The 18,322-nt window shown below is 70.2% G+C and carries 18 protein-coding genes; 9 read left to right on the top strand and 9 right to left on the bottom strand.

The features are described from left to right. Positions 1–14: 14 nt before the first annotated feature. On the bottom strand, positions 15–488 hold the full coding sequence (locus LXN57_RS11010) for a MarR family winged helix-turn-helix transcriptional regulator (RefSeq protein WP_251797943.1): 474 nt from the start codon (positions 486–488) through the stop codon (positions 15–17). Between the two features lie 159 nt (positions 489–647). On the opposite strand from LXN57_RS11010, the gene LXN57_RS11005 reads away from it, so the two are divergent. Next, a complete protein-coding gene (locus tag LXN57_RS11005; RefSeq protein ID WP_251797942.1) occupies positions 648–1,007 on the top strand; it encodes an SIP domain-containing protein in 360 nt (119 codons plus the stop codon). A gap of 122 nt (positions 1,008–1,129) precedes the next feature. Further along, on the top strand, positions 1,130–2,737 hold the full coding sequence (locus LXN57_RS11000) for a methyl-accepting chemotaxis protein (RefSeq protein ID WP_251797941.1): 1,608 nt from the start codon (positions 1,130–1,132) through the stop codon (positions 2,735–2,737). Positions 2,738–2,951: 214 nt separating this feature from the next. Here the strand turns inward: LXN57_RS11000 and LXN57_RS10995 are convergent, their stop codons facing one another. Then, entirely contained in the window at positions 2,952–4,100 is a 1,149-nt protein-coding gene (locus LXN57_RS10995; RefSeq protein ID WP_251797940.1) for an epoxide hydrolase family protein, read from the bottom strand. 90 nt (positions 4,101–4,190) lie between these two features. Between LXN57_RS10995 and LXN57_RS10990 the strand changes: the two genes are divergently transcribed. After that, positions 4,191–4,715, top strand: a complete 525-nt coding sequence (locus LXN57_RS10990; RefSeq protein WP_251797939.1) for a CGNR zinc finger domain-containing protein — start codon at positions 4,191–4,193, stop codon at positions 4,713–4,715. Positions 4,716–4,729: 14 nt separating this feature from the next. Here the strand turns inward: LXN57_RS10990 and LXN57_RS10985 are convergent, their stop codons facing one another. After that, complete coding sequence (locus tag LXN57_RS10985; RefSeq protein WP_251797938.1) at positions 4,730–6,049, bottom strand: MFS transporter; 1,320 nt, start codon at positions 6,047–6,049, stop codon at positions 4,730–4,732. Next, the gene (locus LXN57_RS10980; RefSeq protein ID WP_251797937.1) at positions 6,046–6,993 is read right to left on the bottom strand and encodes an SDR family oxidoreductase; all 948 of its coding nucleotides are present in this window, start codon (positions 6,991–6,993) and stop codon (positions 6,046–6,048) included. Before LXN57_RS10980 ends, LXN57_RS10985 begins: the two co-directional genes overlap by 4 nt. A 159-nt stretch (positions 6,994–7,152) precedes the next feature. Between LXN57_RS10980 and LXN57_RS10975 the strand changes: the two genes are divergently transcribed. Beyond that, a complete protein-coding gene (locus tag LXN57_RS10975; protein ID WP_251797936.1) occupies positions 7,153–8,004 on the top strand; it encodes a helix-turn-helix transcriptional regulator in 852 nt (283 codons plus the stop codon). 624 nt (positions 8,005–8,628) lie between these two features. After that, on the top strand, positions 8,629–8,787 hold the full coding sequence (locus LXN57_RS10970) for a hypothetical protein (RefSeq protein WP_251797935.1): 159 nt from the start codon (positions 8,629–8,631) through the stop codon (positions 8,785–8,787). 37 nt (positions 8,788–8,824) lie between these two features. On the opposite strand, the gene LXN57_RS10965 is transcribed toward LXN57_RS10970, so the two are convergent. Further along, complete coding sequence (locus LXN57_RS10965; protein WP_251797934.1) at positions 8,825–9,184, bottom strand: hypothetical protein; 360 nt, start codon at positions 9,182–9,184, stop codon at positions 8,825–8,827. Positions 9,185–9,536: 352 nt separating this feature from the next. After that, the gene (locus tag LXN57_RS10960; protein WP_251797933.1) at positions 9,537–11,117 is read right to left on the bottom strand and encodes a tannase/feruloyl esterase family alpha/beta hydrolase; all 1,581 of its coding nucleotides are present in this window, start codon (positions 11,115–11,117) and stop codon (positions 9,537–9,539) included. A 225-nt stretch (positions 11,118–11,342) separates the two neighbouring features. Here LXN57_RS10960 and LXN57_RS10955 point away from each other — a divergent pair, with 225 nt between their 5' ends. Beyond that, positions 11,343–12,953, top strand: a complete 1,611-nt coding sequence (locus LXN57_RS10955) for an alpha/beta hydrolase (protein ID WP_251797932.1) — start codon at positions 11,343–11,345, stop codon at positions 12,951–12,953. An 87-nt stretch (positions 12,954–13,040) separates the two neighbouring features. Here the strand turns inward: LXN57_RS10955 and LXN57_RS10950 are convergent, their stop codons facing one another. Both LXN57_RS10950 and LXN57_RS10945 read right to left on the bottom strand, forming a co-directional pair. Further along, the gene (locus tag LXN57_RS10950; RefSeq protein ID WP_251797931.1) at positions 13,041–13,634 is read right to left on the bottom strand and encodes a class I SAM-dependent methyltransferase; all 594 of its coding nucleotides are present in this window, start codon (positions 13,632–13,634) and stop codon (positions 13,041–13,043) included. Positions 13,635–13,715: 81 nt separating this feature from the next. Continuing rightward, positions 13,716–14,309: a TetR/AcrR family transcriptional regulator gene (locus LXN57_RS10945; protein WP_251797930.1), complete on the bottom strand. Its 594-nt coding sequence runs from the start codon at positions 14,307–14,309 to the stop codon at positions 13,716–13,718. Positions 14,310–14,417: 108 nt separating this feature from the next. On the opposite strand from LXN57_RS10945, the gene LXN57_RS10940 reads away from it, so the two are divergent. The 3 genes from LXN57_RS10940 (at position 14,418) to LXN57_RS10930 (ending at position 16,617) form a co-directional block, all read left to right on the top strand. Next, on the top strand, positions 14,418–15,122 hold the full coding sequence (locus LXN57_RS10940) for a DUF998 domain-containing protein (protein ID WP_251797929.1): 705 nt from the start codon (positions 14,418–14,420) through the stop codon (positions 15,120–15,122). 162 nt (positions 15,123–15,284) lie between these two features. Further along, positions 15,285–15,665 (top strand): hypothetical protein, encoded by a 381-nt coding sequence (locus LXN57_RS10935; protein WP_251797928.1) that lies wholly within the window; start codon positions 15,285–15,287, stop codon positions 15,663–15,665. 133 nt (positions 15,666–15,798) lie between these two features. Continuing rightward, complete coding sequence (locus LXN57_RS10930) at positions 15,799–16,617, top strand: SAM-dependent methyltransferase (protein WP_251797927.1); 819 nt, start codon at positions 15,799–15,801, stop codon at positions 16,615–16,617. A 6-nt stretch (positions 16,618–16,623) separates the two neighbouring features. Here the strand turns inward: LXN57_RS10930 and LXN57_RS10925 are convergent, their stop codons facing one another. Then, complete coding sequence (locus tag LXN57_RS10925) at positions 16,624–18,318, bottom strand: amylo-alpha-1,6-glucosidase (protein WP_251797926.1); 1,695 nt, start codon at positions 18,316–18,318, stop codon at positions 16,624–16,626. Positions 18,319–18,322 lie beyond the last annotated feature (4 nt).

The raw sequence follows: 18,322 nt of genomic DNA, 5'->3' as shown, positions 1-18,322 counted from the left end.
GCTTCTGCGGGCTGTCACAGGCAGGAGCCCCGGTCCTCGCTGTCGCCGATGATGGCGAACAGCATGTGGCGGAGAGACGCGATGTGGTCCTGACTGAACCCGTCGAGTACGGACGCCTCGGCGGCGGCGCTGGTCTCGGCCACCTTGGCGCGGACGGCTTCGCCGCTCTCGGTGATGACCGGGATGCGGATGCGACGATCGTGCGGGGCGTTGTGGCGGACTACCAGGCCTCTGTGCTCGAGCCGGTCGAGCTGGCTCATCAGCGTGGACTTGTCCAGGCTCAGCGACTTGCCGAGTTCCCCCTGGGTGAGGCCGGGGGTCTTGTCGAGGGCGCTCAGCACGATGTATTCGCGCAGGGTGAGTCCGTGCTTCTCGGCCTGCTCGCCGGTTACGTTGTGCATGTGCTGAGCTGCTCGGTGCAGTAGCCAGGTCAGCTCGGAGTCGAGCGACGGCCTGGGGCCCCGATCGTCTGTGTCGCGTGCCGTCATGGAGATCTCCCGAACTCGAACCGGCTGTCGGTCCTGGCGCCGAAAGTATCAGTTAAGAAATTCTCAAACAAGACGTTCTCACCGGTAGGCGCCGGGTGTCTGACCGGTGGGACTATCAGACAGTGATCGCTCGAAACCGGACCCTGGAGTGAGACAACGATGAGTGGACTCGCCGAACGCCTGGCCGACCTGGCCAGCGGAGCGATGATGGACGAGGCCCGCGTCATCGGGTGTGGCCGCCTCTCGCGCGAGTTCGTCCGGGTGGAACTGTCGGCCGAGGCGTTCCGCAAGGCGACGTGGACGCCCGGCGCGAAACTGCAGATCCGGCCGCGGCGCGGGTCGATGAGCGTGCGCACCTACACGCCGGTGAGCTGGGACGCTGCCCGGGGCACCCTCGTCGTGACCGGCGACGCCGCGACGGTGCACGCGGTCCGGCGAGACAGCCGGGGCTGGGAGCGAAAGCCCCGCGTGGTCAAGGGCAAGGCCTATTGGGCCGAGGGCCGCACCGGCCTCGACTGAGTCGCGGCTCGGCGGCGCCGCGGCCGTCGGCGCCGTGCCGAGCAAAAATCGTGCAGCGGCTCAGTTCTGGTCATTACTGACCGACCGGGAAGAAGGGAGACCTTTTCGGCAAGGAGCACCACATGGGTGACGGCGGGCGCACGGCGGCCGGGGGCGGCTGGTTCGCCAACCTGCGGGTAAACACGAAGATTCAGATCGGCATCGCGACCGCCGCACTCGCCGCGGTCCTGGTGGGCATCGTCGGACTCGTCGCGATCTCGGATCTGAGCAGCAAGAACGGGGCGCTCTACAGCGACAACGTCGCACCGCTGACCTCGCTGGCCGCCATGTCGCGGCACCTGCAGGCGATCCGGGCCCGCTATCTCGAGTACGGCGTGGCCTCGCCGGCGACCAGTAAGAAGCTCGGCGACCAGATCGCCGAACGTGACGAGCTGGTCCAGGCCGCGCTGAAGGAGTACCGGCCCGGCGCGGTCGACCCGGCGACCGTGGCCAGTTTCGAGCAGGCGTACGAGGATCTGACCGCCACGGCCCGCAACACGCTCATCCCGCTGGCCGCCAAGGGCGACGTCGCCGCGTTCGCCACGGCCTACCGCGAGACGTTCCTGCCGCAGATGACCGTGGCCGCCGAGGCAGTCGAGGCCGAGAACGAGGCCCAGCTCGCCCAGGCGGCGCAGCGGGCAGCGGACAGCCGGGATTCGGCGGCGGCCGCGCGGCGGACCCAGATCATCGTGCTGATCGCCGGGGTGCTGGCCGCGATGCTGCTCGGCATGTACGTCTCCCGGGTCATCGTCCGGCGGCTCGACAAGGTGAAGGCTTCGCTGACCGCGATGGCCGACGGCGACCTGACCGCGAGGGTGGACGTGCGCGGCCGCGACGAGGTCGGCCAGATGGCCGAGATGCTCGCGATCGCGCAGCAGCAGACCCGTGATGTCGTGGCCTCGGTCGGCGCCGCGGCGACCAGCCTGTCCGCGGCCGCCGAGCAGACGTCGGTCATCGCCAACCAGATCAGCGAGGGCGCGGCGACGGCCTCGCAGCAGGCACGGGTCGTCTCGCAGGCGTCGCAGGAGGTCTCGCAGAGCGTCACCACCGTGGCCGCCGGCTCGGAGGAGATGGGCTCGGCGATCGCGGAGATCGCGCGCAGCGCCAACAACGCGGCCGAGGTGGTCGGCAAGGCAGTCGGGATCACCGCGTCGGCCAACCAGACCATCGCCACGCTCGGCGAGTCCAGCCGCGAGATCGGCGACGTCATCCGGGTCATCACGGCGATCGCGGAGCAGACCAACCTGCTGGCCCTCAACGCCACGATCGAGGCGGCCCGGGCGGGCGAGACCGGCAAGGGCTTCGCCGTCGTGGCCGGCGAGGTCAAGGACCTCGCGCAGGAGACCGCCCAGGCGACCGAGAACATCGCCCGCCGGGTCGAGGCGATCCAGGGCGACAGCAATCAGGCCGTCGCGGCCATCGGCGAGATCAGCGAGATCATCGGTCACATCAGCGACTACACGACCACGATCGCGTCGGCGGTCGAGGAGCAGAGCGCCACCACCGCCGAGATGAACCGCAACGTGGGCGAGGCGGCGAGCGCGACCGGCCAGATCAACCAGGGCATCACCAGCGTGGCCGAGAACGCCCGCACCACGGCCGAGTCCGTGGGAGACGCGCAGCGGTCCGCGGCGGAGCTGTCCCGCATGTCCAGCGAGCTGCAGGCGGCGGTGTCGCGCTTCGTGTACTGAGAGCAAAGTCGTCCGGGCACAGCCGGCCGCCACAATTGTCGGACGGCCACGGACTCGTGCCGGACACCGTTTGCAACGCCGTCATGGCCCGGCTCGCCCCCGCCCGGCCCGACGATGACATCGCCGTGCTCGCGCTACGCCGGGAAACCGGAGCCTGACCGGAGCCGGTGCGACCGAGTGCTGCCGGTTGCCATCCGGGACGTGCTACTACCGGCTACCCGGGAATCCGGCCATGAGGCAGCTGAGCGGCCAGCGGGCGGAAGAACGCGGTCAGGTCGCCGGCCAGCAACTCGGGCTCCTCGTGCGGGGCGAAGTGGCCGCCACGCGGCATGACCGTGTAGCGGGTGAGACGGTAGGCCCGCTCGACCCAACTGCGGGGTGGCGGTGCGCCGATCTCGGCCGGGAACAGCGCGAGCGCGGTCGGGACCTCGACGGGTCCACGGCCCGGCACGAGCCCGCGATCGCCGTCGTAGTACGGGCGGAACGAGGTGGAGATCGAGTTGGTGAACCAGTAGAGCGAGGCCTGGGTGAGCAGGAAGTCGTCGCTGAACCGGCTGGACACGTCGCCGTCGCAGTCGCTCCACGCGCGGTACTTCTCGAGGATCCAGGCGAGCAGCCCCGATGGCGAGTCGGACAGGCCCTGGGCGAGAGTCAGCGGGCGGGTGCGTTGCTCGTGGGAGTACCCGCCCTCGGTGACATGCCAGGCCGCCTTCGCGTCCAGGTAGGCGCGCTCCTCGTCGGTCAGCCCGGCCGGGTCGTACGCGGGCGGGTCGGCGATGGTCAGGACGTGGATGCCGGCCACCGCCTCGGGGTGCGTCTGTCCGAGCCGGACGGTGATTCCCGCGCCGAGATCCTCGCCGTGTGCGCCGTACCGCTGGAAGCCCAGCTCGTCGTGCATGAGCCGGTGCCAGATCTCGTGCGTGGGCAGGACGTCGTCGGGGAAGGCGGGGCGTTGGGGCGAGAGTCCGAAACCGGGCAGGGACGGGACGATGACGGTGAACGCGTCGTCGGGGCTGCCGCCGTGACGCGACGGCGCGGACAGTCGCTCGGCCAGGCCGGTCAGCTCCAGGAACGAGCTCGGCCAGCCGTTGGTCAGCACCAGTGGCAGCGCGCCCTCGCGCTCCGCGTCGTAGCGCAGGTAGTGGATCGGTGTCCCGTCGATGTCGGCGAACCGGGACGGCAGCGCGTTGATGGCGGCCTCGTGCTGGCGCCAGTCGTACGCCGACGCCCAGTAGTCCACCAGCCGGCGGACTTCACCGCCGTCGGCGCCGGCCTCCCACGGGCCGACCGGCCAGGGCGTGGCCCACCGCGTCCGGCGCAGGCGGTCGCGCAGATCCTCGAGTTCGGTGTCGGAGACGTTCATGGGTTCCTCCCTCATCGGAGATGCAACACCACTGAACGCTAAATCCGGTGTCGTCGACTGTCAACACCGGTATTGTTGTATCCTGGTGTCGTGGTTGACCTGCACGTGATCGAGGAGTTTCTCAACACCGTCGACGAGCGAACGTTCAGCCGGCACGGGGAGAGCCACGTCGCCGGCGAACATCTGACCTCCCCAGGCGCCCTGTCGGAATGGCTCGCGGCCCGCGATCTGCCGACCGCCGGGGCCGAACCGCAGCCCGCCGACCTGGCCGCCACCGTCGCCCTGCGCACGGCACTGCGGGAGGTGCTCCTCGGTGAGCTCGATGCCACGACAGCGCTGACCGACTACCAGCTGCGACTCGTTCCTGATCCGACGCGCGGCCTGCGGATCGCCGCCCGATCCGGGCGGCCGTGGCTGGACGCGATCGTCGAGACGGTGGCGCAGAGCGCGGCCCGTGGCGAGTGGCAACGGGTCAAGCTGTGCGCGGCGCCGGACTGCCACTGGGCGTTCTACGACACCTCCCGCAGCGGCCGGGGCCGCTGGTGCTCCATGGACGTCTGCGGCAACCGCCACAAGACCCGCACCTATCGCGAACGCCACCGGCGAACCGGGTGATCGCGTAGCGGAGCTCAGGCCGAGTGGCTCCGGGCCGTGGGCCGGCTCTCGGCCACGTCGGTCAGGACCTCGGAGGCGGCGAGCTCATCGCGGGCGGCGAGCCGGTCGAAGCCTTCGACGGCCGGATACGCGTACGGGCCCAGGGTGGCGATGAGGACGGCGCCGATCGCGAGCAGGACCATGAGGACCGGCAGGACCGGGTCGTAGGCGCCGAACGAGTCGTAGCCCAGGCCGAGCAGCAGCGGCCCGATCGCGGAGCCGAGGATGAACGCGGCCTGCACCGAGCCGACGAGCCGGCCGAAGCTGCGCATGCCGAGATAGCGCGTGATGAGCACGGCGAGCAGGTCGCCCTCGATGCCGAACGCGACGCCGATGAAGCCCACCGCGGCGGCGGCGCCGGCGAACGGCAGGTCCAGGAAGAACAGGCCGATGATGGGGGCGAGCATCACGATCGGCCCCACGACGGCGCCGTGGACGCGGTCGATGATGAAGCCGCCGGCCACCCGTCCGACGAGCGAGGTCAGGCCGAACACCACGAGCAGGGCGGCGGCCTGGTCGTCGGTCAGGCCGCGGTCGGTCATCATCGGCACGAGATGCACCTGCAGGCCGGTGACGACCACGCCGACCAGGCCCAGTCCGACCGCGATGCCCCAGAACTGCCGGGTGCGGACCGCCTCGCCGAACGCCAGGCCCGGCAGTTCGAGGCTGACGTCCCGGCCGTCCACCTGTGCCTGCTGGACCAGGCGGCCCCGCACGTGTCGTTCGGCGCGGGCCCGCACGAACAGCGTGACCATCGTGACCGGCACCAGGACGGAGAGCAGAGCCATGACACCGTACGCGGCCCGCCAGCCGACGCTGTCGATGAGCGCGCCGGCCAGCACCGGTGCCAGGGCCGCGCCCAGCCCGATGAAGCCGGTCACCACCCCGACGGCCAGAGCGCGGTTGTTGTCGAACCAGCTCACCACGGCCCGGGAGGCGGGCACCATGGTCGCCGCGCCGAAGAGCCCCACGAAGAAGCAGGGCAGCAGGTAGGCCAGGGCGACCGGCGGCACCAGACCGATCAGCGCCATCGACGCCGCGAACAGCACGAACCCGGGCACGAGGAGGTACCGCGCCGCGAAACGGTCGACGAACCGGGCCACCGTCAGCAGGCCGATCGCCATCCCGACCGCGGCCACCGAGGCGGCGGCGGTGACGGTCGTCCGGCTGAACCCGGTCTCCGCGGAGATCGGATCCACGAACAGGCCGAGGGAGGCCAGGTACATCTGCGGGCCGAAGGCGGCGGCGACCCCGCCGCCGACAACCACCCACCAGGGGCTGCGCGGCCGGTTCATGCGGAGGCCGCGAACGGCGCCTTGGCGAGCCGCTCGGAGACATCCCACACGCGCGCCGCGTCCTCGGCGCTGCGCAGCGGCGGGTACAACCGCTGTTCGGCCGGTCGGCCGCCGAGATTGCCCGGGCCGCTGGGCCCGTAGAGCCCGCCCGGTACGGCGTCGGGGCCGGTCGCGGCCATCAGCGCCGGCAGCCCGGCGGTCTCGGCGGTGCCCAGCAGGATGCCGCGGGACGACAGACCCTGGATCAGCCGGTATTGCGGCATGGTCTGGCTGCGGCCGATCTCGGGGCGGGCGCCCAGCAGGTTCGTGGGGGCCACTCCGGGGTGGGACAGGTTGCTGGTGATGCCCCAGCCCTGGGCCTCGCTGCGCCGCTGCAGCTCGAGGCCGAACAGCCCGAAGGCGATCTTCGACTGGCTGTAGGCCCGCATGACGTTGTACGAGCGGTCCCCGTTCAGATCGTCCCAGTTGATCGTGCCCCGGCGGGCGGCGATGCTGATCTGCGACGTGACCCGTGCGCGGCCGGCGCGCAGCAGCGGCAGCAGGTGTCCGACCAGCGCGAAGTGGCCCAGGTGGTTGGTGCCGAACTGCACCTCGAAGCCATCGGCCGTGAGCTGCCGGTTCGGCGGCCGCATGACACCGGCGTTGTTGATCAATACGTGAATCGGGTCGCCCTCCCCGCGGAACGTGTCGCCGAGGGCGGCGACCGAGGCGAGGGACGAAAGGTCGAGGGTACGCAAGGAGACTGTGGCGCCCGGGTGGCTGCGCCGGATCTGCGCGATCGCCCTGTCGCCCTTGGCCGCGTTGCGGACCGGCAGGATCAGTTCGGCTCCGGCGCCGGCCAGCCGGGTGGCCATGATGAGGCCCATCCCGTCGCTCGCGCCCGTGATCACGACGCGCCTGCCGGTCAGGTCGGGGACGGAAAAGTCGATCTTCGTACGTGCCATCGTGCTGCTCCTCGTCAGTTCGGCTGCGATTGAGATTCGTGCACAACCGGAACCACATCCAGGGCCTGCCGATCCGTGTCACGCCGATCCGTCCCGGCCCGGCGAAGGGGGGATCGGCAGGCCCTGGATGCTGTGGCGCGCGGCCGGTAGAACAGACAGATGATCGATCGCTCCGGACTGGCCGAGTTCCTGCGCCGCCGGCGGGAGTCGTTGCAGCCGGAGGACGTCGGTCTGCCCCGCGGGCCGCGCCGCCGCACCACCGGCCTGCGCCGGGAGGAGGTGGCGGAGCTCTGTCACCTCTCCGCCGACTACTACAGCCGGATCGAGCAGGAGCGCGGCCCGTTGCCGTCCGAAGGCCTGATCGCCGCCATCGCCCAGGGCCTGCACCTGTCCCTCGACGAGCGCGACCACTTGTTCCGCCTGGCCGGCCACCACCCGCCGGCCCGCGGAGCGACCAGCGAGCACATCGGCCCGGGTCTGCTGCGCATCTTCGACCGGCTCACCGACAGCGCCGCCGAGATCGTCACCGAGCTCGGCGAGACGCTGCGGCAGACCCCGCTCGCCGTGGCGCTCACCGGCGACCTCACCCGCTTCACCGGACCCGCCCGGAGCCTGCCGTACCGGTGGTTCACCGATCCGGCCACCCGTCAGCTGTACCACCCTGACGATCATGACCGCATGTCCCGCGTCTTCGCCTCCGCGGCACGCCGGCTGACCACCGTCCGCGGGCCCGGTTCGAAGGCCGCCCGGCTCGCCGACCGACTGCTCGCCGAGAGCCCGGAGTTCGCCGAACTGTGGAACCGGCATGACGTCAGCGCGGGCCCGCACGAGATCAAGCGATACGTGCACCCCGAGGTCGGTCTCGTGGAGCTCGACTGCCAGACGCTGCACGACCCGGAGCAGTCCCATCGGCTCCTCGTCTACACCGCCGTCCCGGGCAGCGAGAGCTACCGCAAGCTCGATCGCCTGTCGACGATCGCCGCACGGCCCGTCTCCGCCGATTTTCACTGAGCCTCGGCACTCCGGCGCCGGGCCCGGTCACGCGTGCCCCGACAGTGTGCGCGACAGCGTTCCCGGCAGCCACGGTCTGCCGGTCCCCGGCTCGGCGGCGCTCGCGGTCGCCGATCCAGGGATCGGCAGACCGTGGCTGCCGCGTCGACGAGGGCCCAACCTGGTGGGCAGCCGGAGTTGACCAGCGCCCGAACCGTGCAGGGCGGGGAAGCAGGGAACGATGACGTCACATGACGATGGGGAACATGGCGGATCGGGGGTGACCCGGCGGGCTGTCCTCGGTGGTGGCGCTGCGGTCGCGGTTGCGGGGCCGCTGCTCGCCGGTCCGTCCGAGGCCGTTGCGGCCGGGGGCGGTTCCGTCACGGTGCGTTGCGCACCACATGCTCCTTCGACGTCGGGCTGCGCAAGCTGCTGCCCCAGCTGAGTGACCTGCCCCCGCGCTATGTCGTGTGGGGCGAGGGCACCACCGATGAGATGTGTGCGCCACTGCTCACTGTCTCCGGCCCCGTTTCGAATGCTGGGAGTGGATCTGCGCAAAGGTGACACGGCTGGGTCGTACCGGACTGAAGGCGCGCTACCTCGGCGCGTCGTCGATGGGGGCCCGGCAGTTCGCGAAGATGCAGCATGCCGCCGTGGCCACCGGTGGTGTCCTGCCCGATCGTTGGCGCCACCGAGCCGAACCACCTGCAGGACGCTGTCGCCGCCCTCGGTCTCGACCTCACCGGGAGCGAGATCGCCGACCTGGAAGCTCCCTATCAGCCGCAGGACAACTACTGGTGGTGATGCCAGGACTCCACGAGGATGCTCTTGGCCCGGTGATTCACCGGCCGGTTCGTCGGGAGTCCGGGCGTCGCCCGCCACGCGCCGGCCCGGATCGGCGGGCTCGAGCCGGTTGATCCGCGGGACTGTCGAAAGCGCCGGGGCTGGAGAACACCGCCGGAGGCGCCGCGGGGCGGCTGGAAGTCGGGGGTGGCCACTCCGACGCGGTGATCTGTGCTCCGGTGACCGGCACCGCCGGCGAGACGTGGTCCAGCAGGCGCTGCGCCAGAGTGGCGTCGATCTCGAGGTCGGAGCTGATGCGAACGTCAGCGGCGGTGGCCAGGTCCACAACGTCGTCGCTGGTGAACGCCTCGGCTCGAAGAGTGCTGAGCCGCCGGGCGAATTCCTGTGCATTGATCATCTGTAAACCACATCACTCGATCTGCTAATGACCCAGCGTAACCGCTGCGATCAGACCGCCCCGACGCCCCACCGCAGAAGCGGGTGGCGGCGGCTGTGAACTCGGACCTGCCGCCCGCATCAGCGGGTCTTCCGGCAGATGCCTCTGCGCCGAGCCCGGTGTACGGACACACTACGGACCCGGGACGGCGCGCGTGCGAGTAGGCCCTTCACAGTACGGCCATTCCCCGGGCCGTCCTGGACCAACCATGCGCCGAGGTGCTCGACCGACACGCGACCGCGAGGCGGCCCCGGTCTTCCTGTGCAGGAGACCGGGGCCGCTTTCCTGGAAAGGATCAAGTTGCCGGGTGGGATCAGGCGCGGACGCAGCGGTAGTTCGCGGCCGCGGTGACCGAACCCTTGCCGGTCCAGCGTGCGACGTCCGGGTAGCTGCAGACCGGGTGGCTGACGCTCACGCCGGTGGGCGACGTGCCCGCGGCCGGCAGCGTCTTCGGCTCCGTGCCGCGCTCGACCCACTTGGTCAGCGCGGCGAGAGCGTCGGTGTCGCTGATCGTCGGGCCGCTCGTGCCGCAGTGGTCGACGCCGGGCACCAGGAACAGCCGGTAGAAGTGGTCGACCGTGCGGTTGCCACCGAAGATCTTGTTGACCCGCTCGCGGTACCGGACCGTCGCGTCGGTCGGAATCAGCTGGTCGGACTGGCCGTGCCAGGTCAGCAGCTTGCCGCCGGACGCGGCGAACTTCCACAGGTCGGCGTCGTCGGTGCCGATCACGGCGTCGTACTGCTCGACCGAGGCTGCGTACAGCTTGTCGAAGGTCTTGAAGTTGATCTTCGACAGGTCGTAGCCGGGGTTTCTGGTCACGAAGAACTTCGCCCAGGCGTCCGCGACGAAGAACGGCTTGCCCGGCGTGGCCAGGAATGCGAGGCTTGCGCCCTTGTTCGGCCCCGGGTAGCTCTTCGGGCCGGCCCAGATCCTGGTCACGGCGTCGGCGACGGCCTTCGTGACGGTGATCGTCCTGCCGTCGCAGACCACCTCGGCGCCGACCAGCTCACGGGCGTCCCACTCGCAGTTCTGCGGGACGTCGACGATGCCGTCCCGAACGCCGTCGAGGGTGTCGCACGCCTTGACCGCGGCCGTGTTGAAGGCCTCCAGCTCGCACGGGCTCGGCTTGACCTCGTACTCGTTGAAGACCGCCTGCGACCAGGCCGTGCCGACCGCGAAGCGGGTCCAGTCGATCGCGGGCGCCTTGGCCAGGATGCCGTTGAAGTCGGCCGGGTAGTTCTGCGCCTCCGAGTAACCCTGGCGGCCGCCGGTCGAGCAGCCGTTCCAATAGGACCAGAACTGCGCCTTGCTGTAGAAGTTCTTCGTCACCGACTTGCCGACGACCGCGAGGTCGTGCATCGAGCGCGAGGCGAAGTTCTTCACCAGCTGGGGGTTGTCGGCCCACGAACTGGGATCGAGCGGATCGGCGCCCACCCCGGCGTCGGTGGCCGCGGTGGCGTAACCACCCTTGACCCCCGCGACCAGCGGGTAGAGCAGCTCACCGGCGAGGTAGGCGCTGCCGCCGGTGGCTTGGAAGCGGCCGTTCCAGACCTCCTTGTCCCGCGGTAGCGACACCTTGATGGTCACCTTGTCCGCGGCGCCCGGGTGGGTCACGGTGACGGTGATGTCGCACCACGCCGGAACGCCCGCCAGCGGCGGGTGGTCCGGCAGCGGCGGGGCCGAGGGGAACGAGATCGTGCCGCCGGCGTTGGCGACGGCCGTGACCTTCTCCACTTCGGTGCCCTGAGGCGCGGAGACAGGAACGGCAGCACAGGTCGAGGCGGCCTTCGGGCCGCCGCCGGCGGCCGGCACGGCGTTGGCCGCCATCGGCACCAGCAACGCGGCGACCGGCAGGGCGGCCACCACGGTCAGGACGAACAGGCGTCGTTTCATGACCGACACCCTCACCCGGCGTGCGCTGCCCTCGCCCCAGGGAACACACTGGGCACCCCACGGGCGGTCGCTCAGGAGCGCCAAGGCGGCGGAACGCGCCGCGGCCGTGCGCCCGATGCCCGGCGTCCACGCCGGACAGGACTGAGCGCACTCGCGGTTGGTGACCGGCTTGACCCGGTGGCGGGAACATGGTTTTGGCTGGCGGAAAGGAGAGGATTCCGCACTGTGCCCAGAACGATGAACGGCAAGCCTTTCGCGCATCGGGAAAGCCGGGGATCGCGCCGCTTCGGCCTCGCCGGCCTCGCCGTGCTGATGTGTGTGATTTCGGCCGTGGGTTGCACGCCCGCAGACAACGAGCAACCGGAACCAGCAGGCAGTTCAGCAATTGCCGATCTGGGGAGGTACTACTCTCAGAAGCTGGAATGGAATGGCTGCGCCGAGTTCGCCACCAGCAAGCGCGAGGCCGAGATTCTGGCCGATCCCGCGGCTGAGTGCGCGCGATTGACCGTGCCGCTGGACTACGACGATCCACAGGGAACGACCGCCTCCGTGGCGGTCCTGCGCGTCAAGGCGCGAGGCGAGTCGCAGGGCTCGGTGGTCTTCAACCCGGGCGGTCCGGGCGGTTCCGGCGTCCTCGGTGGCTTGGCCGCCAGCCGCGGGCTGGCCGAGAGCCGCATCACGGAGACGTTCGACCTCGTCGGGTTCGACCCGCGCGGCGTCGGCGCCACCAAGCCCGCCGCGGACTGCTATTCCGAGAAGGGCACGAGCCGAGGCGACAAGGTGTTCCCCTCGTTGACGCTGACCGTCGATCTGACGGAGGAGGACACCCGGGCGGTCTTCGAGCGTTGCGCCGAGGGATCCGGGGGAGCGAAGGCGCTCGCGCAGATGGGTTCCCGGACGACGGCCCGCGACCTGGACGTTCTGCGGGCGGCTCTGGGCGACGACAAGCTGACCTTCCTCGGCCAGAGTTACGGCACCCGCCTGGGCAGCGTCTACGCCGAACAGTTCCCGCAGCGGGTGCGGGCGATGATCCTCGACGGGGCGTTCGATCCGGGCCTGGGCACGATCGATCGGCGGCTCGGCGCGTACGGAGGTTTCCAGCGCGCCTTCACCGTGATGGCGGCCGCGTGCGCCAAGGACGCCAAGTGCCCGCTGGGGACCGACCCGAAGGCATGGACGTCGACCTTCCAGGACATCCTGCAACCGCTACGGGACAAGCCCGTGCCCGCCGGGGACCAGGAGCTGGACTTCGACGGGGCGCTCGGCGGAGTGATGGCGGGGCTCTACAGCCCGAGGCTGTGGCCCACGATCGTGAGCGGCCTGGCCGAGGTGCGGCAGGGACGCGGTGACGCTCTGCTGCGGTTGGCGCTCGACATCGGTGGCGGCGAGGGCGACACGGCGCTCAACGGCAATGTCACCGAGGCCATGTTCGCGATCAACTGCATGGACGAGCAACGCCTGACGCCACCGGAGGTCGCCCAGCTGCGAACGCGGACGTTCGAGATCGCGCCCTTCATGAACCCCGGCGGCGACGTCACGAAGGGCGCCCGGGACGGCTGCGAGTTCTGGCCGGCGCAGCCCACTCTCGGCATTCCGTACGCTCAGAACATCCCAGGCTTGCCGAAAACACTGGTCGTCTCGATCACCGGTGATCCCACCACTCCGCACGCCGGCGGCATCGAGCTCGCCGAGACCCTCGGAAGCGACCTGCTGACGGTGAAGGGCGAGGGACACACGGTCGTCTCCGCCGGGGCGAACACGTGTGTCGACAAGATCGCTGCCGACTATCTGGTCGACCTCGAGCTGCCGCCGACGATGCCCACCTGCTCGGTGTGAGCTAGGTCCTGCGGTGGAGAAACGCCGCGAGCCGGTCGACAACGGCGTCGACCGGCTCGCGGTGCGTCGTGCCGAAGTTGCTGGACCCTAGGGGCGCCTGGGGCGGCGGCAGTGGTAGACCAGCGCGGGCGGCACGTTCGCCCAGACCGTACGGCCGAGCACGACCTCTTCGAAACGCTCGTTCAACGCCGCCCGGAAGCGGCGGGCCGGTCCCGACCAGCGCGCGTGCACGTACGCGAAGGTGGTGAAGCCGCCGTCCGGGTGCAGGACGGCGGTGAGCGCGTCGAGGATGTCGCGTTGCGTTCCCGCGTCGAACGCGGCCCAGGGCAGCCCGCTGACGATGACGTCGGCGTGGGGCAGCCTCCGTTCGCGTAGCAGGCGGGGCAGCTCGCGCGCGTCGGCGGTGACCGCGTCGAGGCCGGGGAAGCGTTCGCCGATCAGGGCGGTGAAGCGGGCGTTCACGTCGACCGCGAGGTGGTGCCCGCGCCCGCCCAGCGTGGTCTGGATCTGCCGGGTGAACGCGCCCGTGCCCGGCCCCAGCTCGATCACGGTGGGCTGCCCGGACGCCGGGATGGGCAGTGACACCTGCCGCGACAGGGCCTGGCTGCTGGGCGTCACCGACGCCACCGATCGGGGCTCGCGCAGGAATTCGCAGGCGAAGGAAAGTGTGGACGACGACATGCTCACCATGATCGTCGAAGCGGCGGCGATCAGCCTGGGCCTGTCAGTCCCACCCAACGCCTCCGCCGGGTTCGGCGAGGGTCACAGCCCTGACACGTACTGCTCCCAGCCCTGATCGAGGATGCGGAAGCCCGCGTCGAGCATCGGATCGGTGTCACTCTTCACGAGCAGCTGGATCTGGAGCGCGAAACGGGCGTACATGCGGATCTCGTCGCTCGGCTGCGGCAGACCGAACTCGTCGGCGATGGCCGTGGCGAGTGCGTCCTCGTGGCGAAGCCACATCCGGGAGGCGTAGTCCTGCAGGGCGGGTGTCGCCTCTATCAGCGACATGAAGCGGCTCCGGAGCGCCCCGCCCGCACCGGTCCACATGTCGATGAACTCGGCGCGGTAGTAGGTCTTCAGGGCTTCGGAGATCGAGCCGCCCGGCCGGTCGCGTACGGCGGCGACGAGTCGCTCGCGCTGCGCGTCCTCCTCGAAGAAGAGAAGTGCTTCCTTCTGGGGGAAGTGGGCGAACACAGTCGTGGGGGAGACGTCCGCCTCGTCGGCGATCTCGCGCACGCTCACCGCGTCGAAGCCGCGATCGAGGAACAACCGCTGCGCCGCCTGCAGGATCGAGGCCCGGGTCGCGGCCTTCTTCCGCTCGCGCCGTCCGGCCTGGTTCGGATTCGTTCCCATGGCCGTGATCGTACTGACTCCGACCAGGATTGTATTGACTACAAAACTGGTACGACTACACTTTCGCACTGACACCAGCTGACGCCGACCATGTGAAGGAAGCCCACCATGATCGAACGTATTGACACCGAGCCGGGAACGATCGCCTTCGGGGCGCCTCGGACGAAGCAGCGGCGCGCGGCCGGAGCGACCCTCGCCGCCGCGGCCGTGATCTTCTTCCTCGCCGAGTTCATCGCGGCCGCGGCGTGGACAGATCCGCCCTACAGCTACACGTACCACTACATCAGCGACCTCGGGGTCCGCGGCCCGCTGGAAGCGCTCGACCAGTACATGTACTCGCCCTTGGCCTGGGTCATGAACACCGGCTTCTTCCTGTACGGCGTCGTGGTGTTCGCCGGCGCCGCCATGCTCACCGGCCTGCGCGGCGGGCGTCGTGGGGCGGTGCTCGTGCTCGCCGCCGTGGTGGGTGCCGGTAGCGTCCTGCTGGCCTTCTTTCCCGGCGACGGCCAGGCCGACACGTACCACGGACTGGGCGCCATGGCGGCCATCGTCGGTGGCAACGTGTTGATCATCCTTGTCGGACGCTGGTACCGGCGCCACGGCGTCGCTCGCCGGCCCGGCCGGGCCATGGTCGTACTCGGGGCGTTCGGGCTCGTCTCGACGGTGGCCTTCCTGGCCGTCGCCGGCTCGGGGGCCAACGTCCTGGTCGGGCTCGTCGAGCGCTGTGCCGTCTACCCGGTCCTCGTCGGCCTGCTCTGCGCGGGCGTGTCGATCGGCAGAGCACGGCGCCCGGGGGAACTCGATCAATCGTGATGGAGGACCCTGGCGAGCACGCGCAGGACGAGGACCACCGAGACGACCAGCAGGTCGTGGCCCAGCAGCGGGAACAGGGCGACGCCGGGGTTGACTCGCGGGCCGCCGCCGGGCAGGAGCGTGGCATCAGGCCCGCGACCAGGGATCGATACGCTTCGGGGTATGTCTCCCGATGCGGCCGGTCTGTTCGCGCAGGTGCAGGCGGCGCTGCTCATCGCGATCGTGGTGGAGATGAGAGGGGCGCCGGGCGATCGGGTTCCCCGGCGAATGGCTTTCTGGAACCCGTTGGCTGTCTTCGCGGTGTTCTTCGGGCTGGCGGTCAACCTGACCGGCGTGGCCGCTGACAAGCCGTTGCCGGGCGTCATGGTCTTCGTAGTCTCCGGCGCGACTGCGTTCGCCGCTTACATCCTCCTGACCAACGCCTTCCACCGCGCCATGGTGTCGTTGGGAACGGAAGGCTCGTCACAAGGTGCTCTGCTGGTCGCTGCCTTCGCCACAGGTATGGCTGCTTTCGGCGTATGGGCGTACGTGTTCCTCAATTAGCGTGAACCGATCGCGGCCGAAGCGAATCGAGCGGCGTGGGGTGGGACTGGGGGCCGAGCGGCGTACGGGTCCACATTGTATCGGCGGAATCGGTACAGTCTGGATTCGTCCTACGACATCGATGGGAGACACTGTGACCGAGCCGGATCCCGCGACGACGGTGATCGACTCATCGGTGCCGCACCCGGCCCGGCGCTACGACTACTGGCTGGGCGGCAAGGACAACTTCGCGGCCGATCGGGAGTCCGCGGACGCCATCGAGGCCAAGTTTCCCGGGATGCGCGCCGGAATCCGGGCCAACCGCGCTGTGCTGCGCCGGATGACCGAATACCTGGCGGCCGAGGCCGGTGTCCGGCAGTTCCTGGACATCGGCACCGGGCTGCCGACCGCGGACAACACGCACGAGGTGGCACAGCGCTCAGCCCCGCAGGCTCGGGTGCTGTACGTCGACAACGACCCTCTGGTCATGTCGCATGCCCGGGCGCTGCTGACCAGCAGTCGCGAGGGCGCCACCGATTACATCGAGGCGGATCTGCGCGAGCCGCAAGCCATTCTGGACGCCGCCCGCGAGCGGCAGGTGCTGGACCTGTCCCAGCCGGTGGCGCTGATGCTGATCGCCGTCCTGCACTTCATCCCGCCCGGCAACGGGCAGGCCCGGGCCATCGTGCGCACGCTGATCGACGCGCTGCCCGCCGGCAGCTATCTGGCGGCGACCCACTTCACGCTCGATTTCATGCCGCCCGAGGAGCAGGCCCGCTATCAGCAGCTGCTCGATGCGGGGATCAGCGACATCTGGCCGCGGGACCGGGCTGCGTTCGCCACCCTGTTCGACGGCCTGGACCTGGTCGACCCCGGCATCGAACTGATCAGCCGGTGGCGGCCCGAGGCGCAGGCCGACACCACTGACCCCAGCCGGATCAGCATCTGGGGCGCCGTCGCCCGAAAGCCGTGAACTGGTTCACCGCCGGTGCTGATGGGCCGCGGCCAGGATGAGGTACGCGGCGGCCGTCCAGGTGTAGGCGCGGTCGCGCAGGCCGGCCCCGGTCTCGGCGTCGAAGTTCTCGGCGAAGCCGGACTGCTCGCACAGGGCGCGGAACCGGTCGCTGACGGTGTCGGCGAGGCCGGTGTGCCCGGCGCGGCGGAGGCCGTCCTCGACGAGGACCGTGGACGGGGCCCAGATCGGTCCTCGCCAGTAGCCGTCCGCGGCGTAGTGCGGTGAGCCGGGTGGTTCCGTCGCCAGCCCGTACGTCGTCAGGTGAGCTTCGAGCCGCTCGGCCAGAGCCGTGTGGACCTCGGTGGGCAGGTCGTCGCCGAGGACGATGGGCATGAGCGCGAGCAGGCTGCTGCTGTCGTGCACCTGTCCGGTGCGGGCGTCGCGGGCGACGAATCGGCCTTCGTGCCACAGCTCGGACACCAGCGCGGCCCGGATCCGGCCGGCCGTGGCCTGCCAGTCCGCGGCGGCGTCGGCTTCGCCGAGTTCGGTGGCGAGCGCGGCGAGTTCCCGCAGTTGCAGGATCAGGAAGGCGGCGAGGTCGGCCGTCTCGAGCATCCGGCCGGCGTCGAAGGTGGTGGCGTTGTCCCAGCCGCTGTCGTTGCCGTGCTGATAGTGCGGGAGGACATGGCCGGGCACGCGGCGCTGAGTGAGCCAGAACGTGGTCCAGCCGCTCAACCGCTGATAGGTGCTGGTCAGTTCGGAGCGGGTCAGCTGCCGGCCCAGGTCGCGGCGCAGGTGAGCGAGGGCCCAGCCGTGGATGGGTGGTTTGACGAAGTTGTAGAGCACCTCGGAATGGGTCACCGAGTCGGGCAGGGCGCCGGTCGGTTCCTGATGGTCGAAGGGAAGGTGGAACTGGTGCCAGGCCAGTTCGGGGTCGCCCGCGGCGAGGGCCAGGGCGTTGAAGCAGTGGTCCCAGCTCCACACCTTGTCCATCCAGTGCTTGGACATCAGCACGGCGGGCCGGGTGAGGAAGCCGGCCGGGGCCACGGTCGCCGACCACAGCACGTACGCGGCCAGTTCCGCGGCCGGCGTGCGGGCATCGCGCCAGGGGGCCACCGCTTCGACGTACGCCTGGAAAGCCTCACCCGCACGGCGGACCACCTTGTCGAAGGGCGCTTCGGGCCGGTACGGATCGCGGCTGGTCGCGTACTCCTCGATGGCGACCTCCCACTCGGAGCCGTCCGGCAGATCGAGGTGCCGTTCCCCGGCGCCGAGCAGCTCCACGCCGGCCGCGCCCTCGCCCGTGGGAGCGGTGAGCACGGTTACCCGGTAACGCCGCCCGGTCTCGTAGGACGTGAAGACGTAGGCGCCGTCGCGCGGGTCACGGTAGAGGTAGGTGCCGGAGAACGGGGTCAGCGTCTCGGCGGCGGCCGCGATGCGCATGCCCAGGCCGGCGCCGCGCAGCCGGATCGTGCCGGCGTTCTCGTACACCAGCTCGACCTGCCCGCTGCCGTGCCGCCACCGCAGCCGGGTGGGTGTGGCATCCACGTCCGCGTCCGCCTGCGTGGCGGTGAACCGCAGAACCGGGTGCATGCCGGTCTGGTGTGACACCAGGTGCAGGTCGTCGGCATAGACGTTCTCCGCGATGACAGGGGAGACGTCGAACCAGGCGCCCGGAAAGCTGAACGGGATGTCCCGGACGGAGAAGGTGGTGATCACGAGG

This window comes from Paractinoplanes hotanensis, assembly GCF_023717965.1.
Classification (GTDB): Bacteria; Actinomycetota; Actinomycetes; order Mycobacteriales; family Micromonosporaceae; genus Actinoplanes; species Actinoplanes polyasparticus.
This window is presented reverse-complemented; position numbering and strand designations above follow the sequence as displayed.